Raw genomic sequence first — 20,336 nt, forward strand, 5'->3', positions numbered from 1 at the left:
GTTAATTAAAGGCCGTCTGAACATTCAGACGGCCTTTTTGTATGGTTTTATTTTTTCTTCTTCAACCAAACGCCGCTTTCGATATGGTGGGTAAATGGGAATTGGTCGAACAGGGCGGCGCGTTCAATGGTATGGGTTTGACAGAGCGTGTCGAGATTGGCGCGCAGGGTCTCAGGGTTGCAGGAAATATAGAGGACGTTGTCGAATCGGGCCACCAATTTGAGCGTCTCATCATCAACACCGGCGCGTGGAGGATCGACAAAAATAGTTGAAAAGTCATAGTTTTTCAAGTCGATGCCTTGTTCTTGCAGGCGGCGGAATTCACGGTTTTGCGTGTAGGCCTCGGTAAACTCTTCCGCAGACAGGCGGGCGATTTTAAGATTGGTAATTTGGTTGGCTTCAATATTCCATTGGGCGGCGTTGACGGAAGTTTTGGAAACTTCGGTTGCCAGCACCTGATTGAAATGTTGTGAAAGCGGCAGGGTAAAATTGCCGTTGCCGCAGTACAGCTCAAGCAGGTCTTTGCCTAAGTTTTGTGCTGCATTACACGCCCACGTCAGCATTTTTTGGCACACTTGGGCATTGGGTTGGGTAAAGCTGCCCTCGATTTGACGATAGCAGAAGGTTTTGCCGTTGACTTCCAATGCTTCGGTCACAAAATCTTGGCTCAATACGATTTTTTGTCCGCGGCTGCGGCCGATGATGTGGATGCCCAAATTGTGCGCCAGCTCTTGCGTGGCTTGTTGCCATGCTTCGTTCAGCTTCTTGTGGTAAATCATGGTTACCAGCATTTCGCCGCTTAAAGTGGACAAAAATTCGACGGCGTACCAGCGGTTTTTCAGCTCGGGATGATTGGATGCGGCTTCAATCAGTTTCGGCATCAAGGCATTGATGGATTCGGATGCGGCAGGAAATTGGTCGCAACGAATCAGGCTTGCCCCGCTTGCCTTTTGCCCGCGCTCAAACATGGCGTAAAACATTTCGCCGCCCTCATGCCAGATGCGGAACTCGGCACGCATTCTGTAATGCTGTTCCGGAGATTCAAAGACTTCGATTTCAGGGAAATCCAGTCCTTGGAAAAGTTGCTGAAGATATTGCTTTTTATCGGCTAGTTGTTGCTGGTAGGCAGTCATCAGGGCAGTCTTTCAGAAAATAATGGCGAATTATAATATAGTTGGTGCAAAGATACGAAAGGCCGTCTGAAACATTGGTTTCAGACGGCCTTTGATTTCAAAGCATCAGCTTGTCAATCAGCCTTGCATTTGTTTGGCTTGAACGGCAGTCAGGGCGATGGTGAAGACGATGTCTTCAATCAATGCGCCGCGGGACAAGTCGTTAACCGGTTTGCGCAAACCTTGCAATAACGGACCTACGCTCAGGACGTTGGCGCTGCGTTGTACGGCTTTGTAAGTACAGTTGCCGGTGTTGAGGTCTGGGAAAACCAAAACGGTTGCTTGACCGGCAACAGCACTGCCCGGAGCTTTGGATTGGCCGATAGATGGAACGGTAGCCGCATCGTATTGCAACGGACCTTCGATGGCCAAATCAGGGCGTTTTTCATTAGCCAGTTTGGTTGCTTCGATCACTGCATCGACATCAGGGCCGCTGCCTGAGTTGATGGTAGAGTAGGAAATCATGGCCACTTTTGGATCGATACCGAAGGCTTTGGCGCTGTCGGCAGATTGGATGGCGATGTCGGCCAGTTGTTCAGGCGTTGGGTTCGGGTTAACCGCGCAGTCGCCGAACGCCAAAACTTGGTTGGGCAGCAACATGAAGAATACGCTGGATACGAGGCTTGCACCTGGAGCGGTTTTAATCAGTTGCAGTGCAGGGCGGATGGTGTTGGCAGTAGTGTGGACTGCGCCGGAAACCAAACCGTCCACGTCGTTTTGAGCCATCATCATGGTACCCAGTACGACGGTATCTTGCAGCTGTTTGCGTGCATCTTCAGGAGTCAGGCCTTTGGATTTGCGCAATTCGCACATCGGCTCGACGTATTGCTCAACCAAAGAGGCAGGATCGATGATTTCCAAAGAATCAGGCAGGGAGATGCCGCGTTCTTTTGCTACGGCCTCAACTTCTTCACGGGTCGCCAACAGTACGCAACGAGCAATGCCTTTTTCGTGACAGATGGCGGCAGCGGCGACGGTGCGCGGTTCTGCACCTTCAGGCAGAACGATGCGCATATCGGCTTTGCGTGCGAAATCGATCAGGTTGTAACGGAATTGGGCTGGAGACAGGCGTTTGGCTTCGCGTTTGGCCAAAGCGGATACGTCTTGCAGTTTGTCGCTGGAGCCGAAGAAAGTCAGACCGGTTTGCTCGGCAACTTGTGCGCCTAAAGCAGCGGCTGCACCGTCAATGATAAAGCCTTCCAATAAGCCTGGGGAGTTGGTGTAGAGCTGTTTGGCGAGGTTTAATTGTTGGGTGACGGCGGCTGCGTCGGTGTTGTCGGATTTCAGCGCCAATACAACGCCTGCATCCAAAGACAGCGCCAATTCGACGTTTTTGCCTGCCAAGAACAATTTGTCCGCATCAGGAGTGATGCCTTCGATAACGAGGTTATCTGCATTCAATGCTGTAACTTTACCGACAAGTGCGTCAAACCAGTCGTCGCTCTTGCCTTGAGCCAACAGGGCTTCTGTAGTGGAGTCAACGGCTTGGAAAACTTGCGCATTCAATGCCGCTGCAAATGCTTTTGCCGCTGCATCGGCGCTCAGGCCGGTAGATACCGGTGCGATCAGGATTTTTGCCATTTTGTGTCCTCTCTTTCGTTAATTGTAGAAGGGTGTTGCTGTGGCGCAGCTGGTGCTGCATTTTAATACTTCAGGATTGAAGTTTCTTTAATGTATTCACGGTCATATTGACATATGTCATCAGGCCGTCTGAAAAGTATAAACGCAATGGACCAAATTCATCAATCCCCCATTGCCGCCAAAAGCTCGGCTTGATGCTCGGCAATCAGGGCATTGGTGATTTCTTCCAAATCGCCGTCCATCACAAAATCCAGTTTGTGCAGGGTAAGGTTGATGCGATGGTCGGTCACGCGGCCTTGTGGGTAGTTGTAGGTGCGGATACGCTCGCTGCGGTCGCCGCTGCCGATCAGGGATTTGCGTTCGGCGGCTTCTTTGGCTTGGGCTTCGCGTTTTTGCGCATCGTTTAAGCGGGCGGCGAGGATTTTCATCGCCTGCGCTTTGTTGGCATGTTGGCTGCGGCCGTCTTGGCATTCGACCACCATGCCTGTCGGCAAGTGGGTAATGCGGACGGCGGAGTCGGTTTTGTTGATGTGCTGACCGCCTGCGCCGGATGCGCGGAAGGTATCGATGCGCAGATCGGCAGGGTTCAACTCGATGTCTTCGAGTTCGTCCGCTTCAGGCATGACGGCAACGGTACAGGCGGAAGTATGGATACGGCCTTGGCTTTCGGTGGCAGGGACGCGTTGCACGCGGTGGCCGCCCGATTCAAATTTCAGACGGCTGTATGCGCCTAAGCCGATAATCCGGGCGATGACTTCTTTATAGCCGCCCAATTCGCTTTCGTTGGCAGAAACGATTTCAACCTGCCAGCGGTTGCGCTCGGCGTAGCGGCTGTACATACGCAGCAAATCGCCTGCAAACAGTGCGGCTTCGTCGCCGCCGGTACCGGCGCGCACTTCGATGAAGATGTTTTTGTCGTCATCTGCATCTTTGGGCAGCAGCAGTTTTTGCAGCTCGGTATCGAGTTCGTCAATTTTGGCTTTTGCCGCTTCGATTTCTTCGGCGGCAAAGTCTTTCATTTCAGGGTCGGACAGCATTTCTTCGGCATCTGCCAAGTCGCTTTGCGCCAGCTGATAGTTTTGAAAGACTTCGACGACGGGGGTCAGTTCGGCGTGTTCGCGTGTGAGTTTGCGGTAATTGTCCATGTCGGACGTGGCTTCAGGCTGACCGAGCAAGTGGGTGACTTCTTCCAGTCGGTCGCTGAGTTGTTGTAGCTTTTCTAAGATAGACGGCTTCATAAATTTTCCAAAATACGGATGCCGTCGAGTGGTCTGCAACGGCGAAATAAGGAGTCATTATAATGGGTTTGAATGAAAATTCAAAAAGATATGATTGATTGGAAAGGCCGTCTGAAACCTGTTTTTGAGTTTCAGACGGCCTTTTTTAGTGTGGGCTTATTTAGGCGCAGCCAAGATGCCTGTTTGGTTCAGCAGGAACAAAACGGTAAAGCCGGTCAAATAAATCAAACCGATAATGGCGAGGAAGTTCATGCCCATGGTCAGTTTGTGGCGTTTGTCGCCTTTGACGAGGCGGTAGTTCAGCCAAGCGAACACAGGGGCAGCAACGAAAGCGGTGATCATGGCGAATTTGAGCAGCTCGGCCATCGCGCTGTTGAACCAGAAAATCACAGCTAAGCCCGAACCTGCAACCCAGACGTTCCAGGCAAACAATTCGATATTGCCGGTTTTGTCTTTGCCGCGCAGCAGGCGTACCGGTTCGGCAATCGCGCGGGCGTAGCCGTCCACTACGGTAATGGTGGTGCCGTACATGCAGGCGAAGGCGATAAATGCCACCAGCGGACGCGACCAGTCGCCGATGGTCACGGCGTACATATTAATCAGCTGGCCGACATATTTGCCACCGGCCATTTGTACGGCTTCGCCGTTGCCGTATTGAACATAGGCACCCAAGGCCAAGAAGACGACGGCCAACACTGCGCTGGTGATGTAGCCGACGTTGAAGTCGAAAATACCGTCACGGTAGCTGGAAGGGTTGATGCGTTGTTTTTCGGTTACCCACAAAGAGTTAATGGCGGAAATTTCAATCGGCGCAGGCATCCAGCCCATCAGTGCGATTAAGAAACCCAAGCCGGCCAGCGTCCATGGGGTGGGCTCGATAAAGTCGGGTTTCATCTGCATACCGCGAGACATGGCCACGGCTGCCGCGGCGACAGTGGCAATGGTCAGGCTGACGATGATGATTTTGGAAACGTTGTCCAACGCTTTATAGCGGCCGCTTGCCAAAATCAGCAGGCAGGAAGCCATGATCAGGGCGGAAACTATGCCGGTATCGAGAGTCAGTGATGGGATTGCCATTTTGACGATGGCGGCGGTAACGATAGCGACCGCGCCGGCATTAATCGTTGCCGATGCAATACACAAAATCAAAAATACCCACAAATAAACGCGGCTTTTTTCGGCATAGCCTTCAATCAGGCTTTTGCCCGTGTCCAGTGTGTAATGTGCGCTGAAGCGGAAAAACGGGTATTTGAACAGGTTGGTCAGAATAATGATTAGTGCAAGCTGCCAGCCATAAAGCGCACCTGCCTGCGTGGAGGCAATCAGGTGCGAGCCGCCGACCGCTGCCGAAGCCATCATGATGCCTGGGCCGAGGGCATTAATTTTGCTCTGCCAGGTAGAGGAGTGTGTATGTTGTTCTGCCATAAGTATTTTCCGCCTGTTTCAGACGGCCTTATTATCAAAAAAAAGCATATTTTAACGTAAATAAAAAGTTTGCCCAATAATATGCGTAATACTTTTTATCAATCAACGGGAAAATACGGTTTTAAAAAGCTGAAATGGTGCAATGAACGATATTTTGTGCCAAAAACATTTTTTCAGACGGCCTTGTATCGCTTTTTATTCGTGAATATGGGGTAGGGGAGGCAGAGTGTGTCGGTTTGGAAACGAAATGGCAGGGCAAGGCTTTTTGATGCCTTGAGGTCGGCATATTAAGGGGAAATATGGAGCAGGGAATCCACGTTTTGCTCGGTGATTTCAGCCAGTTGTGCCAGCGGTATGCCGCGTAGTTCGGCTGCAATTTCGGCGATACGGCGGATGTTGGCTGGTGTATTGGTTTCATGGCCGAGCATAAAAGGGCTGTCGGTTTCGAGAACGAAATCCGTGTCGTTTAAAGCTTGTAAGGCAACGCGGACTTTTTTGGCATTAGGGTTGAGCAGCAACGATCCTATGCCGATTTTAAAGCCGAGTTTCACCAAAATCCGTGCTTCTTCTACGCTGCCGGAGAAGGCATGAACGATACCGCCTTGCGTGAAACCGGCGGTTTTAACGGCTGCTGCAATCGCGGCGGTGGCTTTCAGATTATGGATGATGACGCGGCGGTTGAGGTTTTGGGCGAGGATGAGTTGGCGGATAAAGACGTCGGTCTGCGTGTCGCGTTGTGCTTGGGTTTGCTCTTTGCCATAAAAATCCAAACCGATTTCGCCAACCCATGCTTGCGGATGCCGGATTAATTCGGACTCTAACTCTTGGAATGCTGCTTCGTTAAGGCCGTCTGAAAACCATGGGTGGATGCCCAAAGCGATATGGATGTTTTCAGACGGCCTTTCCAACTGCGCAACGGAATGCCAATCCTTGGGGGATGTAGCCGGTACGATAAAACGAGCCACGCCGACGGCTTGTGCATCGGCAAGCACTGCAGGCAGCGTATCGGCAAGTTTAGGATCGGCAAGATGGCAGTGGGTGTCGGTGAAAGTCATGTTTAATGGCGGTTTACAGCAGATTTAATTGTTGCAATTCCTGTTGCACCTTATCTGCATTCCAGTCATGGGATACGGCAAGGGTCATCAGCGCAGTGGCGGTTTCGAGATTGCATTTGCCGCCGTTGATAATACCTGCCTGACGTAAAGCATCGCCTTGGGCATAGACGGCGGCGGCGCAACCTTGCGGCACTTGGCTGATGTTGAGCAGTAACTTGCCTTGTTGCGTAAAGGCTTGGACGGCTCGGACAAACGCATCGTCGCTCGGCGCATTGCCGTGGCCGTAGCTTTGCAGAATCAGGGCTTGAGTGGAAAGGTGGGGCAGGCCGTCTGAAAGTTCTTGTGCGGCATAACCGGGAATCAGCGTGCGGACGGAGACTTTGGCTTCAGGATTTGGAAGACGCGGTTTGAGGCCGTCTGAATGTTGGGTCGGTGCGGTACGGATATTATGCCAACCTTTGTTTTCCTCCCATTCGGTGAGCGCGCCAAAATGCAGGTTGTCAAAACCTGCGGCGGTCTCGGTGCTGACTTTGCTGCTGCCGACGGCGGGGAAGAGCTTGCCGTCAAAGGCAATTACCACTTGTTTGAGTTTGAGCGAGAAAGCGGAAACGGCGGTGGCAAGGTTGCGCGGCGCATCGCTGTTGGCGGCATCGTAAGGCCATTGCGAGCCGGTCAGGATAACGGGTTTGTCCAAACCTTGCAGCGAAAGGGCGAAGAGGTTGGCGGTGTACGCCATGGTATCTGTGCCGTGCAGCACCAAAATGCCGTCATAGTCAGGTAGTTTGGCGATAATAAACTCCAGCCAGTTGCGTTGGTTTTGCAGCGTTACTGCGGAAGAATCGATGAGCGGCTGGCAAACGTGCCATTCGAAATCAAGGCCGTTTGAAAAGGGGGCAAGGGCTTTATCGACGAGAGCGGTGTCGGGACGCAGGCCGGCGCTGCTTTGGGTCATGCCGATGGTGCCGCCGGTGTAGAGGACGAAGATTTTTTGTTTCATGGTGTTTCTGATGAATGATTGAGGCCGTCTGAAAGCAGGGAAGTGTTTCAGACGGCCTGGAATGGTTTATTGATTGGCTTGTTTTTTGGCTTTTGCAGCGCGTTTTTCGTGTAATTTTTCACGGAAGAAGGTATGGCGGCGGTGTTTTCTCCACCAAATCCAGCCGACAATGACTGCGCCGATGCCCAGTACGGTAAAGATACCGGATTGCAGGCTGTGCATTTTTTCCATCAGCCAGTCGGTATTGCGTGCGCCGTATTCGCCCAGATAAATCCAAACCGGAACAGAAATCAGCGCGGCCAAGCCATCCATCAGGATAAAGCGCAGATAGGAAACCTTGCGGCTGATGCCGGCAGTCACGAAAACAGCGGTACGCAGGCCGGGCAGGAAACGGGCGACGAATAAAACCCAGTTGCCGTATTTGTCGAATTTTTCCTGTACTTGGGCATAGCGTTTGGGTGTCATTACGCGCGCAATCGGTTTGAATTTAAGGATTTTTTGCCCCCAAATCCGGCCGGCCGCAAACATAAATCCATCGCCCGCCAATACGCCGAGCATACCGACAAGAAACATAATATGCGAGTTGGTATAACCCAGGCCGGAAATCACACCGCCGGTTACCAGTGTCAAATCTTCAGGAATCGGCACGCCGAAGCCGCAAATAACCAAAACGAAAAACACGGCCGCATAGCCGTATTCAACGAAAAAAGATTCTAAAATTGCAAACATGGCCGCCGTCCCACGATAAATATTGATTGATGACTGGATTAAGTTGGAATTTTACCAAAGATAAGGCCGTCTGAAAGCAATCACAAGCAGATATTGTTTAAATTTGACGGTAGTTTGCAAAAAATATGGAAATTTGGATGTGGAAAGTTGGGATATGGACGGATTTGGCAGGTACAATAGCTGCTGGTTTATCTTTCAAACCCGAAATGGCGGTCTGTTTTCAGACGGCCTGTTCAGGAAAATGAAATCATGAAATACAGAGATTTGCGAGAATTTATCGCCGGATTGGAAGCCGATGGCAAACTCAAGCGCATTCAGCATCCGGTGTCGCCGCATTTGGAAATGACCGAAATCGCCGACCGTGTGCTGCGCGCCGAAGGACCGGCGTTGCTGTTTGAAAACCCGATTAAACCGGACGGCACGCGTTACGGTTATCCCGTGTTGGCGAACCTGTTTGGCACGCCCGAACGCGTGGCGATGGGCATGGGCGCGGATAGCGTGTCCAAGCTGCGCGAAATCGGGCAGACGCTGGCGTACCTGAAAGAACCCGAACCGCCCAAAGGCATTAAAGACGCGTTTTCCAAACTGCCGCTGCTGAAAGATATTTGGAGCATGGCGCCGAACGTGGTGAAAAACGCGCCGTGTCAGGAAATTGTATGGGAAGGCGAAGACGTTGATTTGTATAAACTTCCGATTCAGCATTGCTGGCCGGAAGACGTTGCGCCGCTGGTAACATGGGGTTTGACCGTCACGCGCGGACCAAACAAAAAACGCCAGAACTTAGGCATTTACCGCCAGCAATTAATCGGCAAGAACAAGCTGATTATGCGCTGGCTGTCGCATCGCGGCGGCGCATTGGATTATCAGGAATTCCGCAAACTCAATCCCGATACGCCGTATCCCGTCGCGGTCGTGCTCGGTTGCGACCCCGCCACCATTTTGGGCGCGGTAACGCCTGTTCCCGATACCTTGAGCGAATACCAGTTTGCCGGACTGCTGCGCGGTTCGCGGACGGAACTGGTGAAATGTATCGGCAATGATTTGCAAGTGCCTGCCCGTGCCGAAATTGTATTGGAAGGCGTTATTCATCCGAACGAAACCGCGTTGGAAGGCCCATACGGCGACCACACGGGCTATTACAACGAGCAGGATCATTTCCCCGTGTTCACGGTTGAACGCATCACCATGCGAGAAAACCCGATTTACCATTCCACCTACACGGGTAAACCGCCCGATGAGCCTGCCGTTTTGGGCGTGGCGTTGAACGAAGTGTTCGTACCGCTTTTGCAAAAGCAGTTCCCCGAAATCACCGATTTCTATCTGCCGCCCGAAGGCTGTTCCTACCGCATGGCGGTGGTCAGCATGAAAAAACAGTACGCCGGACACGCTAAGCGCGTGATGATGGGCTGCTGGTCGTTCCTGCGCCAGTTTATGTACACCAAATTCATCATCGTGGTGGATGACGATGTGAACGTGCGCGACTGGAAAGAAGTCATCTGGGCGGTCACCACGCGCATGGATCCCGTACGCGACACCGTTTTGATGGAAAACACGCCCATCGACTATCTGGACTTCGCCAGCCCTGTCAGCGGACTCGGCGGCAAAATGGGTTTGGATGCGACCAACAAGTGGCCGGGTGAAACCAACCGCGAATGGGGTCGTGTGATCAAAAAAGACCCTGCCGTTACGGCCAAAATCGATGAGATTTGGGAGGGTTTAGGCTTATAGATGTCATTTCTATTGGAATTTATACTTCAAATCGTGATGGAAATGATTGGGGCGATGTTTGAGGGTACGGTAAAAATATTGAGGCTCGATTGGAGAAAAAGAAAACTCTCCAAAAAAGGCTTGATAATATTGACCGTATGGTCTGCCGTCATTGTTGCACTGATTGTGTATATGGTCATTTCTAAGTAAACATCTTATTCTGACAATGTATCTGTTAAAAGGCCGTCTGAAACTTTTTGGGTTTCAGACGGCCTTTGATTTGAAAACCTAGCGCGGTTTGAGCCACTTCCATTGTTCTTGTATGGTTTCTTGCAGGACTTTTTGTTTTTCTGCCGGTGTGTTCATGCCATTGGTCAAGCGGCTGTAATCAAGGGTAATGGAAGGGTTTTGTACGGTTCCGCCGATTTTGAGGGGGATCGGTTTGTTTTTGGGTTGCAGTACGTTGCTGATAAGCAGGTTTTCGGACAGCTTTTGGGTATTCAAATCGGTATAGCCGCTGCTGACAACGTGCAGGCTGTCGGAAAACAGTTCGGTGTTGATATGATGGCTGATGCCTTTCTCAATTTCGCTATTGAGGATGAAATGATGGAAAGGGGTTTTAAGGTTGCTGTTGTCGATTTTTTCCGAAGAGATGCCGTTTTTCAAAATGCTGTCCATATCGATGCCGTGCCATGCGCCGTTGGTAATATCGAGGAGCAGGCTGCCGTTTAGGGCTTGTATCATTTGGGCGCGGTCGTTGCCGGTGGTTTTAATGTCGATAACGGCATCGCCGCTGCCGCTAAAGCTGTGGAAACCGAACAGGTCTTGCAACAGCGGCTGAATTTGTATGCCTTTCGCGTTTTGCTGAAGGTGGTAGGAAGCAGGTTGGGTCGCCGCAATACTCAGGCCGCCCTCGGTTTTGCCGCCATAAAGCCCGGCTTTGAAACGGTGCAGGGCAATATGTTCTTTATCGGCGGTAAGCAGGGATTCGACGTTTTCTAATTGCAGGCCAGCAGTTTGAATGCTGCCGATTTGGAGGTTAGCCTCAATGTCGGGCAACCAGGATTTGGCCAGCAGGGAAGGAAGATTCAGTGATGGCTGGGTTTTCAGATCTTCCAAGTAAGGAGTCAGATTGAGTTTTTGTAAGGCGATACCGGCGTCAAGGTGCGGACGCGGTTGGGCATCGCGTTGGTATTTAAAGGCCACGGCAAGGGCTTGTCTGTCAAATGCGCCTTTCAGACGGCCTTCCCATGCATTGAGGCTGAAATTGGCCTGTCCTTCAAGGGTGCTGATGAATCGGGGGCGGGGAAGGCGGTTGATGGTGTCTTGCAGGGTGCTGAGGTGCAGTTTGGGCGCATCGATGCCTTTGCCTTTTTGCCAAACCAACGGGCTGGAAAAGGTAAAGTTGGTTTGGAGGCGGTCGTTTTTATGGCTGCCTTTGAGTTCAAGATTAGCGGCGGTTAAAACGGTTGGATAGAGGTTGGTTTTGTCCAGTTTGAATGAACCGTCCCATTGGTTGTTTTCACTGCCGGCAGTCAATGCGCCGTTGAGTGTGTTGAGGTGCAAATAGCCGTTTTTGAATTGCAAGAGGGGAGAACGTGCGTTGATATGCAAGTTTTGGTAGCCGCTTTCGGCTTGCAGATTGAAGTCGCGGAAAAGGGCGGTTTGATTTTGCCAATTAAGGCTGCCTGCGATTTGGGCATCAAGCTTGTTTTTGAGTAATACGGTTTGCAGGTTTAATTTGAGGGTGGGAACGCTCCAGCCGGCATCATCTTGTACAAGATGGCCGACGCCTTGCCAACTGATAGGGCTACCTATGTTTTGCAGTGTGCCGCTAATATCGAATGGACGGCCGTCTGAATCGGCTCTGCGCAGGGAAAATTGCAGATCGTTTAAGGCAACATCTTGCTCTTTATTGTAATAGCGGATGCTGCCGCTATTGATGATGACGCGGTTGAGCTGGAAGCTTTCTTTTGATGTATGGTTTTGTTGCAGGCAGGCAGGCAGGTGGTTTTTGGGACCCAGCGTCAGCGACGGATTGGAAAGAATCCATTTTTCAAGAACGGGGGCGTCTGACCATAGGCTGCTCCAGCCAAAGCCCATTTTGGATTCGGCAATGTTCAGCGTCGGCGTGTCAGGTTCGGCAGATGAAAGGCTGAGGTCTTTTAAAATAAGCGTAGGGCGAGGCAGCCATTTTCTGCTGATATTGGCATTGTATTTGACTTGGCAGTCATGGGCGGAAAAGTTTTTCTGTATGAATGCGTCGATGTTTTCTGTATTGAATATGCGGAACATTAAGGCACTCAATACCGCCGCGAGGCATAAAAGCACGGCAATGCTGAAAACCAGGGTTTTCAGCCAAAATTTTCCTGAGTGCAACATGGAATGAACAGACAATTCAGATTCTCGCTTTGATGGGAGCTTTAAGGAGTGATTGGAAGTTTAAGCCTTGCTGCTTAAGCGTGTGGAAGTATAACACAGAGTGGGCATGTGTTTCAGACGGCTCGGTATGTTAATAAAAAACACCGCCCGAAGGCGGTGTTGATTTAAGCATAAATTATTTACGCAGACCCAGGCGGGTAATCAGTGTACGGTAAGTATCAGGCTGAGTACGACGCAGGTAAGACAACAGGCGACGACGTTGGCTAACCATTTTCAACAGACCGCGACGGCTGTGGTGGTCTTTAGGGTTGGCTTTGAAGTGAGGAGTCAGGTCGTTGATGCGGAAGGTCAACAGAGCGACTTGTACTTCAGAAGAGCCGGTATCGCCTTCTTTACGTTGGAAATCTTTAACAATTTGTGCTTTTTGTTCTACGGTCAATGCCATGATGGATAACTCCGAAAATAAAAGAACCTTTTCAGGTTCGGACAAGTTTGCCAAGCCGAACGACCTAAGCAAACTCCTAAGTGCCTTTTTATAAAGACGGGCGGATTATGCCACAATTTGTCTTGGTATGCCACATCTTTTCAGACGGCCAAAAAAAGCGGCGATACCTTTCAGTACCGCCAAAGCTGCTTTGGTGATAAAAACTAAACTTTATTTGCTTGCGCAACGGAAGCCCAAGTTATTTAAAACATATTTGGACTGCAGGCTGGTGCGGATGCCGTAGCGTAAGAAAGCCGCATAGTTGGATGGATCGCTTGAGCCTACGGATGCGCCGCTACAGAACATTTGTGTGTTGGATGAGCCGGCAGAGAGTTGGCTGCTGTTGAAATCTTCAGTCCATTCCCAAATCAGGCCGTGCATATCATATACGCCCCAATAGTTGGGTTTGTTTTTACCGATATCGTGCAGGCCGTTTCGGCCGCCGTCTGCATACCAATCTAAGATAGTGCGGTTATAGCCAGGCTCGGCAGAGCCGTCTTTTTGAGTGGCAGAAGCCAAGCCTGCAAACTCCCATTCGTCAATAGTCGGCAGACGTTTGCCTTTGGAAACGCAGTAGGCATTTGCGGCGAACCATGAAACATTGGTTACAGGGTGTTTGAGTTCGCTGGCTTTAGGCGCAAAACTGTTGCTGCCGTTTTTTACCCAATGTTTCAGGTAAGCTTTTTCAGCGTGTTTGGAGCCAATATTGCCTTTTTGCCATTGCGGATGTGTTTTCACAAATTCGGCAAATTCAGCATTGGTTACCGGATATTTGTCAAGCTGGAAAGGTTTGACTTTAATAAGGGAAGTTTCTTTTTTGAGATAGAGAGGACGGTAGCTGCCTCCTTCGATTTTTACCATTTCGGCAGCAAATGTATTGCCGCAGATTAAGGCACTGCCTAAGAGGAGGAGTCGTATGAGTTTCATGGTACGCCCTTATTATCGATTGAAACAGAAAATTTATTTTTCAGATAGCCTAATCATAACAAGGCCGTCTGAAAAATCAATCTGTCTGATTGAATAGGAAGATTAATCGTGATGGAAGCCACTGCGGCTCTAAAGAGTAGGGCAGCAGTGGCTTGGCGTATTAAACCGAGAGATTATTTAGCGGCTTCAGAAGCACCAGACGCAGCTGCTGGAGCAGAAGCGGCAGCACCGGCAGGTTGGTAAACGGTGTCGCTCAGTTTTTTGGTCATGATTTCAGGGTTTTCATCACCCTCAACTTTCAATTGACCCAAAGCACCTTTGTTGAACGCACGGAAGATAGAGTGGTCAACCAAAGTGTAGCTGCCTGGAATGTCGACTTTGAATTCAACGATAGCGGCACCACCGGCAGGAACAATTGTGCTTTGTACGTTTTCGTTAATCAGTTTACCACCTTCAACATATACTTTGTCGAAGATTTCGCCGATAACGTGGAAAGAAGATACCAAGTTAGGACCACCGTTACCAACGTACATACGAACAGTTTCACCAGCTTTAGCTTTCAGAGCGTTGTCGCCGGCGATAGAGCCTACGTGACCGTTGAATACAACGTATTCAGGTTGTTCAGCAATCGCTTTATCCATATCGAAAGGTTGCAGGCCTTGAGCACCTTTTTTACCTTTAGTATAGAAGTCACCTTGTACGATGTAGAACTCTTTGTCCACTTTAGGCAGACCTTCTTTAGGTTCAACCAAGATCAAACCGTACATACCGTTGGCGATGTGCATACCTACAGGAGCAACGGCACAGTGGTAGATGTACAAACCAGCTTGCAGTGCTTTGAAGCTGAAGGTAGAAGTGTGGCCTGGGGCAGTAAAGGTAGCTTCTGCACCACCGCCTTGACCGGTAGCAGCGTGGAAGTCAACGTTATGAGGAACGGTAGAAGAAGGATTGTTAGAGAATTCTACTTCTACGGTATCGCCTTCGCGTACACGGATCATTTGGCCCGGAACGTCGCCGTTGAATGTCCAGTAATGGTATTCAACACCGTCTTCCATGGTCATGGTTTTTTCGATGGTTTCCATTTTAACGCGTACTTTAGCCGGATGATCGCGATCAGTTGGAGGTGGAACTTCCGGAGCGTGAGTTACGATAGCATCGATTACAGGCAGTTCTGAAGAAGGAGTCTCTGCAGCAGCTTGTGAGTTGGAAGCGGCAGGAGCTTCAGCAGAAGCGGTAGCAGCTGGAGTTTCAGCAGGTTTAGCAGCTTGCTCGCCGCATGCGGCCAGTGCAAATACAGAAGCGATAAGTGCGGCTAAGGTTTGGCGTTTCATGTTTAAAGTTTCCTTATAGTAAGAAAAGTTAAGAATCCTGATAGGATGGTTTGAAGTTTTGTATGATTATGTAGGCGCTTGTTTGGTCATATTTTGATGTAAATCAAATTGTTCAGGGAATATGAATCTTTTAATCCCTAAATACTCCTTTAGAAGTATAAAAAAATACATCGAAAAGTTTAATTTTGTGTGAAAATGTTAGCGAGAACTTAACACAAAATACGATAAAGGAGGGTCTGTATAGGCAAATGGGAATCAATATCATATAAGTTAATGGTTTTAAAGGAATATTATTGACAAAATATTTCTTTACTTATTAAACCGTGATACAATCTTTAACATTCATATTTGATGAATTAATACCCAACCACTTTTTACCAAAATCAAGGAGTACTTAAAATGGGACAGTACAAGAAGCTTTGGTACTTGCTGTTTGCCGTGCTGGCAGTATGCTTTACCATTCTTGGTTATATGGGTAGCGAAGTCTATAAAAAGGCTCCGCCATACCCTGAACAAGTCGTTTCTGCATCCGGCAAAGTCCTGATGACCAAAGACGATATTTTGGCAGGTCAATCTGCATGGCAAACTACCGGCGGTATGGAAGTCGGCTCTGTATTGGGTCACGGTGCATACCAAGCTCCGGACTGGACTGCCGACTGGCTGCACCGCGAGCTGGTTGCATGGTTGGATCTGACTGCGCAAGAAACTTACGGCAAAAAATTTGACGAAGTTTCTCCTGAAGAACAAGCTGTTCTGAAAACCCGTTTGGCTGACGAATACCGCAACCAAAGCCGTGTTAAGGAAGATGGTTCTGTCGTTGTCAGCGAAACCCGCGTGAAAGCGATCGAAAGCATCCTGCCTTACTACCACGGTGTGTACAGCGACGATCCTAAGTTCCAAACCACTCGCGAACACTTTGCAATGAAAAACAACACATTGCCAAGCCCAGAAGCGCGTGAAAAACTGTTCAACTTCTTCTTCTGGACTTCTTGGTCTGCCTCGACCAACCGTCCTGACGAAACTTTTACCTACACAAACAACTGGCCGCACGAGCCTTTGATCAACAACGTACCGACTACTGAAAACTATATGTGGTCTTTCACCAGCGTGGTATTGTTGCTGATGGGTATCGGCTTGCTGATGTGGGGTTACTCTTTCTTGACCAAACATGAAGAGGTTGAAGTACCTACTGAAGATCCTATCTCTAAAGTACAACTGACTCCTTCTCAAAAAGCGTTGGGCAAATATGTATTCCTGACTGTTGCGCTGTTTGTCGTACAAGTACTGTTGGGTGGTTTGACCGCTCACTATACTGTCGAAGGTCAAGGCTTCTACGGTATCGATACCGCCTTGGGCTTTGAAATGGCCGACTGGTTCCCATATGCGCTGACCCGTACTTGGCACATCCAATCCGCTATTTTCTGGATTGCAACCGGCTTCCTGACAGCAGGTCTGTTCTTGGCTCCGATTGTGAACGGCGGTAAAGATCCTAAATTCCAACGTGCCGGTGTGAACTTCCTGTACATCGCCCTGTTCATCGTAGTTGGCGGTTCTTACGCAGGTAACTTCTTTGCTTTGACTCACATCATTCCGCCTGAGCTGAACTTCTGGTTCGGTCACCAAGGTTACGAATACTTGGATTTGGGTCGCTTCTGGCAACTTCTGCTGATGGTCGGCTTGCTGTTGTGGCTGTTCCTGATGCTGCGTTGCACCATTTCTGCCTTTAAAGAAAAAGGTACAGACAAAAACCTGTTGGCTATCTTCGTAGCTTCTATGGTCGGTGTGGGTGTGTTCTATGCTCCTGGTCTGTTCTACGGTGAAAAATCTCCAATCGCTGTGATGGAATACTGGCGTTGGTGGGTGGTTCACTTGTGGGTAGAAGGTTTCTTCGAAGTGTTCGCTACTGCCGCTTTCGCATTCATCTTCTATAACATGGGCTTTGTCCGCCGTAGTACTGCCACTGCTTCTACTTTGGCTGCTGCTGCCATCTTTATGTTGGGCGGTATTCCAGGTACATTGCACCACTTGTACTTCTCCGGCTCTACCTCTGCTTCTATGGCAATCGGTGCATGTTTCTCCGCTTTGGAAGTTGTACCTTTGATTCTGCTGGGCCGTGAAGCTTACGAGCACTGGTCTTACCAACACCTGTCCGACTGGGCGAAACGTCTGCGTTGGCCTCTGATGTGCTTCGTAGCAGTTGCCTTCTGGAACATGATTGGTGCCGGCGTATTCGGCTTCCTGATTAACCCACCGATTTCCCTGTTCTACATCCAAGGTCTGAACACTACTGCAGTTCACGCTCACGCGGCTCTGTTCGGTGTATATGGTTTCTTGGCTCTGGGCTTCGTATTGCTGGTTGCACGCTACCTGAAACCTAATGTTCAATTTGACGACAAACTGATGACTTGGGGTTTCTGGCTGCTGAACGGTGGTCTGGTGGGTATGATTGCCATCAGCCTGTTGCCGGTTGGAGTGATTCAAGCTTACGCTTCTATCACTCATGGTCTGTGGTATGCGCGTAGCGAAGAGTTCCTGCAAATGGAAATCCTGGATACCCTGCGTTGGGTTCGTACCGCTGCTGACTTGATCTTCATCGGTGGTGCTGTCTGCGTTGCTATCCAAGCTACCAAAATCGTATTCAGCCGCGATAAATAATCTTAAGCTGAATTAAATCGAAGGCCGTCTGAAAAGTTTTCAGACGGCCTTTCTGTTATAATTTCAACATTCTTAAATTGACAAGACAAAACATTATGTTCAACCAAGCTGCTCAAGAGCTGACCACTGTTCGCGATTTATTGCGTTTCGCCGTCAGCCGTTTTAATGATGCCGGACTGTTTTTCGGACACGGAAGTGATAATGCCCATGACGAGGCAGCCTATCTGATTTTGCACACTTTGAACCTGCCTTTGGATATGTTGGAGCCTTATTTGGATGCCAAATTGTTGCAAAGTGAGAAGGAAGAGGTATTGTCCATTCTCGAACGCCGCGCAGTGGAGCATATTCCTGCCGCGTATCTGACACATCAAGCATGGCAGGGTGAGTTTGATTTTTATGTCGACGAGCGTGTTATCGTGCCTCGTTCTTTTATTTATGAATTGCTGGGCGACGGTATCCGTCCTTGGATTGAACATGATGAGTTGGTGCATCGAGCTTTGGATTTGTGTACCGGTAGCGGCTGTTTGGCCATTCAAATGGCGCATCACTATCCTGACGCACAAATCGATGCCGTTGATTTAAGCTTGGATGCGCTGGAAGTAGCCGCCATCAATATCGAAGATTATGGTTTGGAAGACCGTATCAGCTTGGTGCATACCGATTTGTTTGAAGGTCTGGATGAAACCTACGACTTGATTGTTTCCAATCCGCCTTATGTCGATGCGGAATCTGTAGAAGCGCTGCCTGATGAATACCTACATGAGCCGGAATTGGCTTTGGGTAGCGGAGAAGATGGTTTGGATGCTACACGCCAAATCATTTTGCAGGCTGCGAAATATTTGAATCCGAAAGGTGTATTGTTGGTTGAAATCGGTCATAACCGTGAAGTATTGGAAGCGGCTTATCCCGAATTGCCGTTTACTTGGTTGGAAACCAGCGGTGGCGATGGGTTTGTATTCTTATTGACCCGTGAGCAATTATTGGGTGAAGAGTAGTTTATTTTGATATGAATAAAACAAAGGCTGTCTGAAAAAAGTTTCAGACGGCCTTTGTTTTATAAAATTTTTAATATTTTAAGAAAATACAAATACCTATGGTATGCCGAATATGAAATCCAAGCAGGCTTTGAAACTATAGCTTATAATATTCGTCATAGTTTCTAATGTCAGTGGATTTTTATTACTGACTTTTTGTAGAACATATACTGCCAAACTCCATATTATGAATAATTATTTAAAATCAGGCCTGTTGGCTGCCGCCTTGTTCAGTATGCCCGTTGCCGCCTTTGCCCAGCAACATACCGTTTATTTCAATCAAAACGGTAAACTGACGGCGACCATGCCTTCGGTTGCTTATGTCCGCCAATACAAGATTGAGGCAGGCAAGGCTCAGGTGCAGGATTTTTACTATCCATCGATGAAAAAATATTCTGATCCGTACGAGATACCTGCTGGTCAGATTAAGGTTTTTGTGCCGGCGTTGGACAACGGTACGCTGACTCTGTGGCATTTTAACGGGCAGAAAAAGATGGTTGGCAGCTATCGCAACGGCAAGCCGCACGGCGAGTGGATTAACTGGTATCCAAACGGCAAAAAATCTGCAGTAATGCCTTATCAAAACGGCTTGAGTGAGGGTGTAGGCTCTCGTTATTACCGTAACGGCGTTAAAGAAAGCGAAATTCAGTTTAAGCACGATAAAGCCAATGGTCATTGGAAACAATGGTATTCAGACGGCAGCCCGAAAACCGAAATGATGATGAGTAATGACAAACCGACGGAGATCATCAGTTGGGATGAAAATGGCCGCATCGTGTCTGAATTGAGTATTCGCAACGGCAAACGTAGCGGCATTATTTTGGATTGGTACGATGATGGTGCGAAGAAATCCGAGTTGGTTTATAAAGACGACCAGTTGGTGAAAAAAACTTTTTGGGATACGGACGGATACGTCCTTGAATAATTTTGATCATAAAAAAACCGCAGGCTGATCAGCTTGCGGTTTTTTTATTACATACAGCCTTTGTTTTGGCATAGGGTAAATAACGGTACGCCGCTTTCACGGATTTTTTTGCCGCCGTCCAAGTCGGTAAATTCCAAAATGGCAGCCGCTTCGATTACTTCACCACCTAGTTTTCGGATCAGCTCGACACCTGCCAGCATTGTGCCGCCGGTTGCCACCAAATCATCTACCAACAAAACGCGTGCGCCCGGTTTGATGGCGTCGGTATGGATTTCTACCGTTGCTTCACCATATTCCAAAGCGTAACTTTGAGAAACCGTATCAAACGGCAGTTTGCCTTTTTTGCGGATGGGGACAAAGCCGACATTCAGCTGATAGGCCAAAGCCGCACCAATGATGAAGCCGCGCGCATCCAAGCCCGCAACGACATCAACTTTTTGCCCCATATAGCGGTAAACCAGTAAATCAACCAGTAGGCGGAAATATTCCGCGCTTTGCAAGACGGGAGTAATGTCATGAAACAAAATCCCTTTTTGCGGCCAGTTTTCAATTTTACGGATTTTGTCCGCCAAAGCTACGCCCATTACTTCAGGATGAATCAACATCTCGACATTCCGAAATCAAAAAGTTTTTAACGCGATATTGTAACGGTCATATGCGGACTTGCCAAATTAATCGATACAATAGCCAAATT

At 49.1% G+C, this 20,336-nt stretch carries 16 protein-coding genes; 4 read left to right on the top strand and 12 right to left on the bottom strand.

All coding sequences use genetic code 11. The features are described from left to right. Positions 1 to 47: 47 nt before the first annotated feature. The 7 genes from trmA to ACTHR7_RS04290 form a co-directional block, all read right to left on the bottom strand. A complete protein-coding gene (gene trmA, locus ACTHR7_RS04260) occupies positions 48 to 1,133 on the bottom strand; it encodes a tRNA (uridine(54)-C5)-methyltransferase TrmA (RefSeq protein WP_003745788.1) in 1,086 nt (361 codons plus the stop codon). Between the two features lie 117 nt (positions 1,134 to 1,250). Beyond that, positions 1,251 to 2,753, bottom strand: coding sequence for a phosphate acetyltransferase (pta, locus tag ACTHR7_RS04265; RefSeq protein WP_070584248.1), 1,503 nt, complete (start codon positions 2,751 to 2,753; stop codon positions 1,251 to 1,253). Positions 2,754 to 2,914: 161 nt separating this feature from the next. Continuing rightward, entirely contained in the window at positions 2,915 to 3,991 is a 1,077-nt protein-coding gene (gene prfA / locus ACTHR7_RS04270) for a peptide chain release factor 1 (protein WP_440370376.1), read from the bottom strand. Between the two features lie 156 nt (positions 3,992 to 4,147). Continuing rightward, positions 4,148 to 5,416 (bottom strand): Nramp family divalent metal transporter, encoded by a 1,269-nt coding sequence (locus ACTHR7_RS04275; RefSeq protein WP_440370377.1) that lies wholly within the window; start codon positions 5,414 to 5,416, stop codon positions 4,148 to 4,150. A gap of 287 nt (positions 5,417 to 5,703) precedes the next feature. Next, positions 5,704 to 6,471, bottom strand: a complete 768-nt coding sequence (locus tag ACTHR7_RS04280) for a TatD family hydrolase (RefSeq protein ID WP_440370378.1) — start codon at positions 6,469 to 6,471, stop codon at positions 5,704 to 5,706. A 13-nt stretch (positions 6,472 to 6,484) separates the two neighbouring features. After that, positions 6,485 to 7,468 carry an asparaginase gene (locus ACTHR7_RS04285; RefSeq protein ID WP_440370379.1) on the bottom strand — a complete coding sequence of 328 codons (984 nt, stop codon included), beginning with the start codon at positions 7,466 to 7,468 and terminating at the stop codon, positions 6,485 to 6,487. Between the two features lie 66 nt (positions 7,469 to 7,534). Then, positions 7,535 to 8,197, bottom strand: a complete 663-nt coding sequence (locus ACTHR7_RS04290) for a DedA family protein (RefSeq protein ID WP_440370380.1) — start codon at positions 8,195 to 8,197, stop codon at positions 7,535 to 7,537. 249 nt (positions 8,198 to 8,446) lie between these two features. Here ACTHR7_RS04290 and ubiD point away from each other — a divergent pair, with 249 nt between their 5' ends. Then, positions 8,447 to 9,925 carry a 4-hydroxy-3-polyprenylbenzoate decarboxylase gene (ubiD, locus tag ACTHR7_RS04295; protein WP_440370381.1) on the top strand — a complete coding sequence of 493 codons (1,479 nt, stop codon included), beginning with the start codon at positions 8,447 to 8,449 and terminating at the stop codon, positions 9,923 to 9,925. A gap of 267 nt (positions 9,926 to 10,192) precedes the next feature. Here the strand turns inward: ubiD and ACTHR7_RS04300 are convergent, their stop codons facing one another. From ACTHR7_RS04300 to nirK, 4 genes are all read right to left on the bottom strand, one after another. Continuing rightward, positions 10,193 to 12,286, bottom strand: coding sequence for an AsmA family protein (locus ACTHR7_RS04300; RefSeq protein ID WP_070584264.1), 2,094 nt, complete (start codon positions 12,284 to 12,286; stop codon positions 10,193 to 10,195). Positions 12,287 to 12,461: 175 nt separating this feature from the next. Further along, a complete protein-coding gene (gene rpsO / locus ACTHR7_RS04305; RefSeq protein WP_003679932.1) occupies positions 12,462 to 12,731 on the bottom strand; it encodes a 30S ribosomal protein S15 in 270 nt (89 codons plus the stop codon). Between the two features lie 210 nt (positions 12,732 to 12,941). Further along, positions 12,942 to 13,697, bottom strand: a complete 756-nt coding sequence (locus ACTHR7_RS04310) for a formylglycine-generating enzyme family protein (RefSeq protein WP_440370382.1) — start codon at positions 13,695 to 13,697, stop codon at positions 12,942 to 12,944. 173 nt (positions 13,698 to 13,870) lie between these two features. After that, positions 13,871 to 15,028, bottom strand: a complete 1,158-nt coding sequence (gene nirK / locus ACTHR7_RS04315) for a copper-containing nitrite reductase (RefSeq protein ID WP_070584268.1) — start codon at positions 15,026 to 15,028, stop codon at positions 13,871 to 13,873. Positions 15,029 to 15,427: 399 nt separating this feature from the next. Here nirK and ACTHR7_RS04320 point away from each other — a divergent pair, with 399 nt between their 5' ends. The 3 genes from ACTHR7_RS04320 (at position 15,428) to ACTHR7_RS04330 (ending at position 19,642) form a co-directional block, all read left to right on the top strand. After that, positions 15,428 to 17,683 carry a nitric-oxide reductase large subunit gene (locus ACTHR7_RS04320; protein ID WP_070584270.1) on the top strand — a complete coding sequence of 752 codons (2,256 nt, stop codon included), beginning with the start codon at positions 15,428 to 15,430 and terminating at the stop codon, positions 17,681 to 17,683. 95 nt (positions 17,684 to 17,778) lie between these two features. Beyond that, the gene (gene prmB / locus ACTHR7_RS04325; protein WP_440370383.1) at positions 17,779 to 18,678 is read left to right on the top strand and encodes a 50S ribosomal protein L3 N(5)-glutamine methyltransferase; all 900 of its coding nucleotides are present in this window, start codon (positions 17,779 to 17,781) and stop codon (positions 18,676 to 18,678) included. Positions 18,679 to 18,904: 226 nt separating this feature from the next. Next, positions 18,905 to 19,642: a toxin-antitoxin system YwqK family antitoxin gene (locus tag ACTHR7_RS04330; RefSeq protein ID WP_440370384.1), complete on the top strand. Its 738-nt coding sequence runs from the start codon at positions 18,905 to 18,907 to the stop codon at positions 19,640 to 19,642. Positions 19,643 to 19,689: 47 nt separating this feature from the next. On the opposite strand, the gene ACTHR7_RS04335 is transcribed toward ACTHR7_RS04330, so the two are convergent. After that, positions 19,690 to 20,247: an adenine phosphoribosyltransferase gene (locus tag ACTHR7_RS04335; RefSeq protein WP_440370385.1), complete on the bottom strand. Its 558-nt coding sequence runs from the start codon at positions 20,245 to 20,247 to the stop codon at positions 19,690 to 19,692. Positions 20,248 to 20,336 lie beyond the last annotated feature (89 nt).

The organism is Neisseria sp. P0007.S010, from assembly GCF_051962875.1.
GTDB classification, from domain to species: Bacteria; Pseudomonadota; Gammaproteobacteria; order Burkholderiales; family Neisseriaceae; genus Neisseria; species Neisseria subflava_A.

Coding starts and splice junctions, on each gene's coding strand:
- ACTHR7_RS04290 (WP_440370380.1), bottom strand. CDS start 8,197: ATGTTTGCAATTTTAGAATCTTTTTTCGTTGAATACGGCTATGCGGCC.
- ACTHR7_RS04330 (WP_440370384.1), top strand. CDS start 18,905: ATGAATAATTATTTAAAATCAGGCCTGTTGGCTGCCGCCTTGTTCAGT.
- ACTHR7_RS04285 (WP_440370379.1), bottom strand. CDS start 7,468: ATGAAACAAAAAATCTTCGTCCTCTACACCGGCGGCACCATCGGCATG.
- ACTHR7_RS04310 (WP_440370382.1), bottom strand. CDS start 13,697: ATGAAACTCATACGACTCCTCCTCTTAGGCAGTGCCTTAATCTGCGGC.
- ACTHR7_RS04300 (WP_070584264.1), bottom strand. CDS start 12,286: ATGTTGCACTCAGGAAAATTTTGGCTGAAAACCCTGGTTTTCAGCATT.
- trmA (WP_003745788.1), bottom strand. CDS start 1,133: ATGACTGCCTACCAGCAACAACTAGCCGATAAAAAGCAATATCTTCAG.
- ACTHR7_RS04335 (WP_440370385.1), bottom strand. CDS start 20,247: ATGTTGATTCATCCTGAAGTAATGGGCGTAGCTTTGGCGGACAAAATC.
- ACTHR7_RS04320 (WP_070584270.1), top strand. CDS start 15,428: ATGGGACAGTACAAGAAGCTTTGGTACTTGCTGTTTGCCGTGCTGGCA.
- nirK (WP_070584268.1), bottom strand. CDS start 15,028: ATGAAACGCCAAACCTTAGCCGCACTTATCGCTTCTGTATTTGCACTG.
- ACTHR7_RS04275 (WP_440370377.1), bottom strand. CDS start 5,416: ATGGCAGAACAACATACACACTCCTCTACCTGGCAGAGCAAAATTAAT.
- pta (WP_070584248.1), bottom strand. CDS start 2,753: ATGGCAAAAATCCTGATCGCACCGGTATCTACCGGCCTGAGCGCCGAT.
- prmB (WP_440370383.1), top strand. CDS start 17,779: ATGTTCAACCAAGCTGCTCAAGAGCTGACCACTGTTCGCGATTTATTG.
- prfA (WP_440370376.1), bottom strand. CDS start 3,991: ATGAAGCCGTCTATCTTAGAAAAGCTACAACAACTCAGCGACCGACTG.
- rpsO (WP_003679932.1), bottom strand. CDS start 12,731: ATGGCATTGACCGTAGAACAAAAAGCACAAATTGTTAAAGATTTCCAA.
- ubiD (WP_440370381.1), top strand. CDS start 8,447: ATGAAATACAGAGATTTGCGAGAATTTATCGCCGGATTGGAAGCCGAT.
- ACTHR7_RS04280 (WP_440370378.1), bottom strand. CDS start 6,471: ATGACTTTCACCGACACCCACTGCCATCTTGCCGATCCTAAACTTGCC.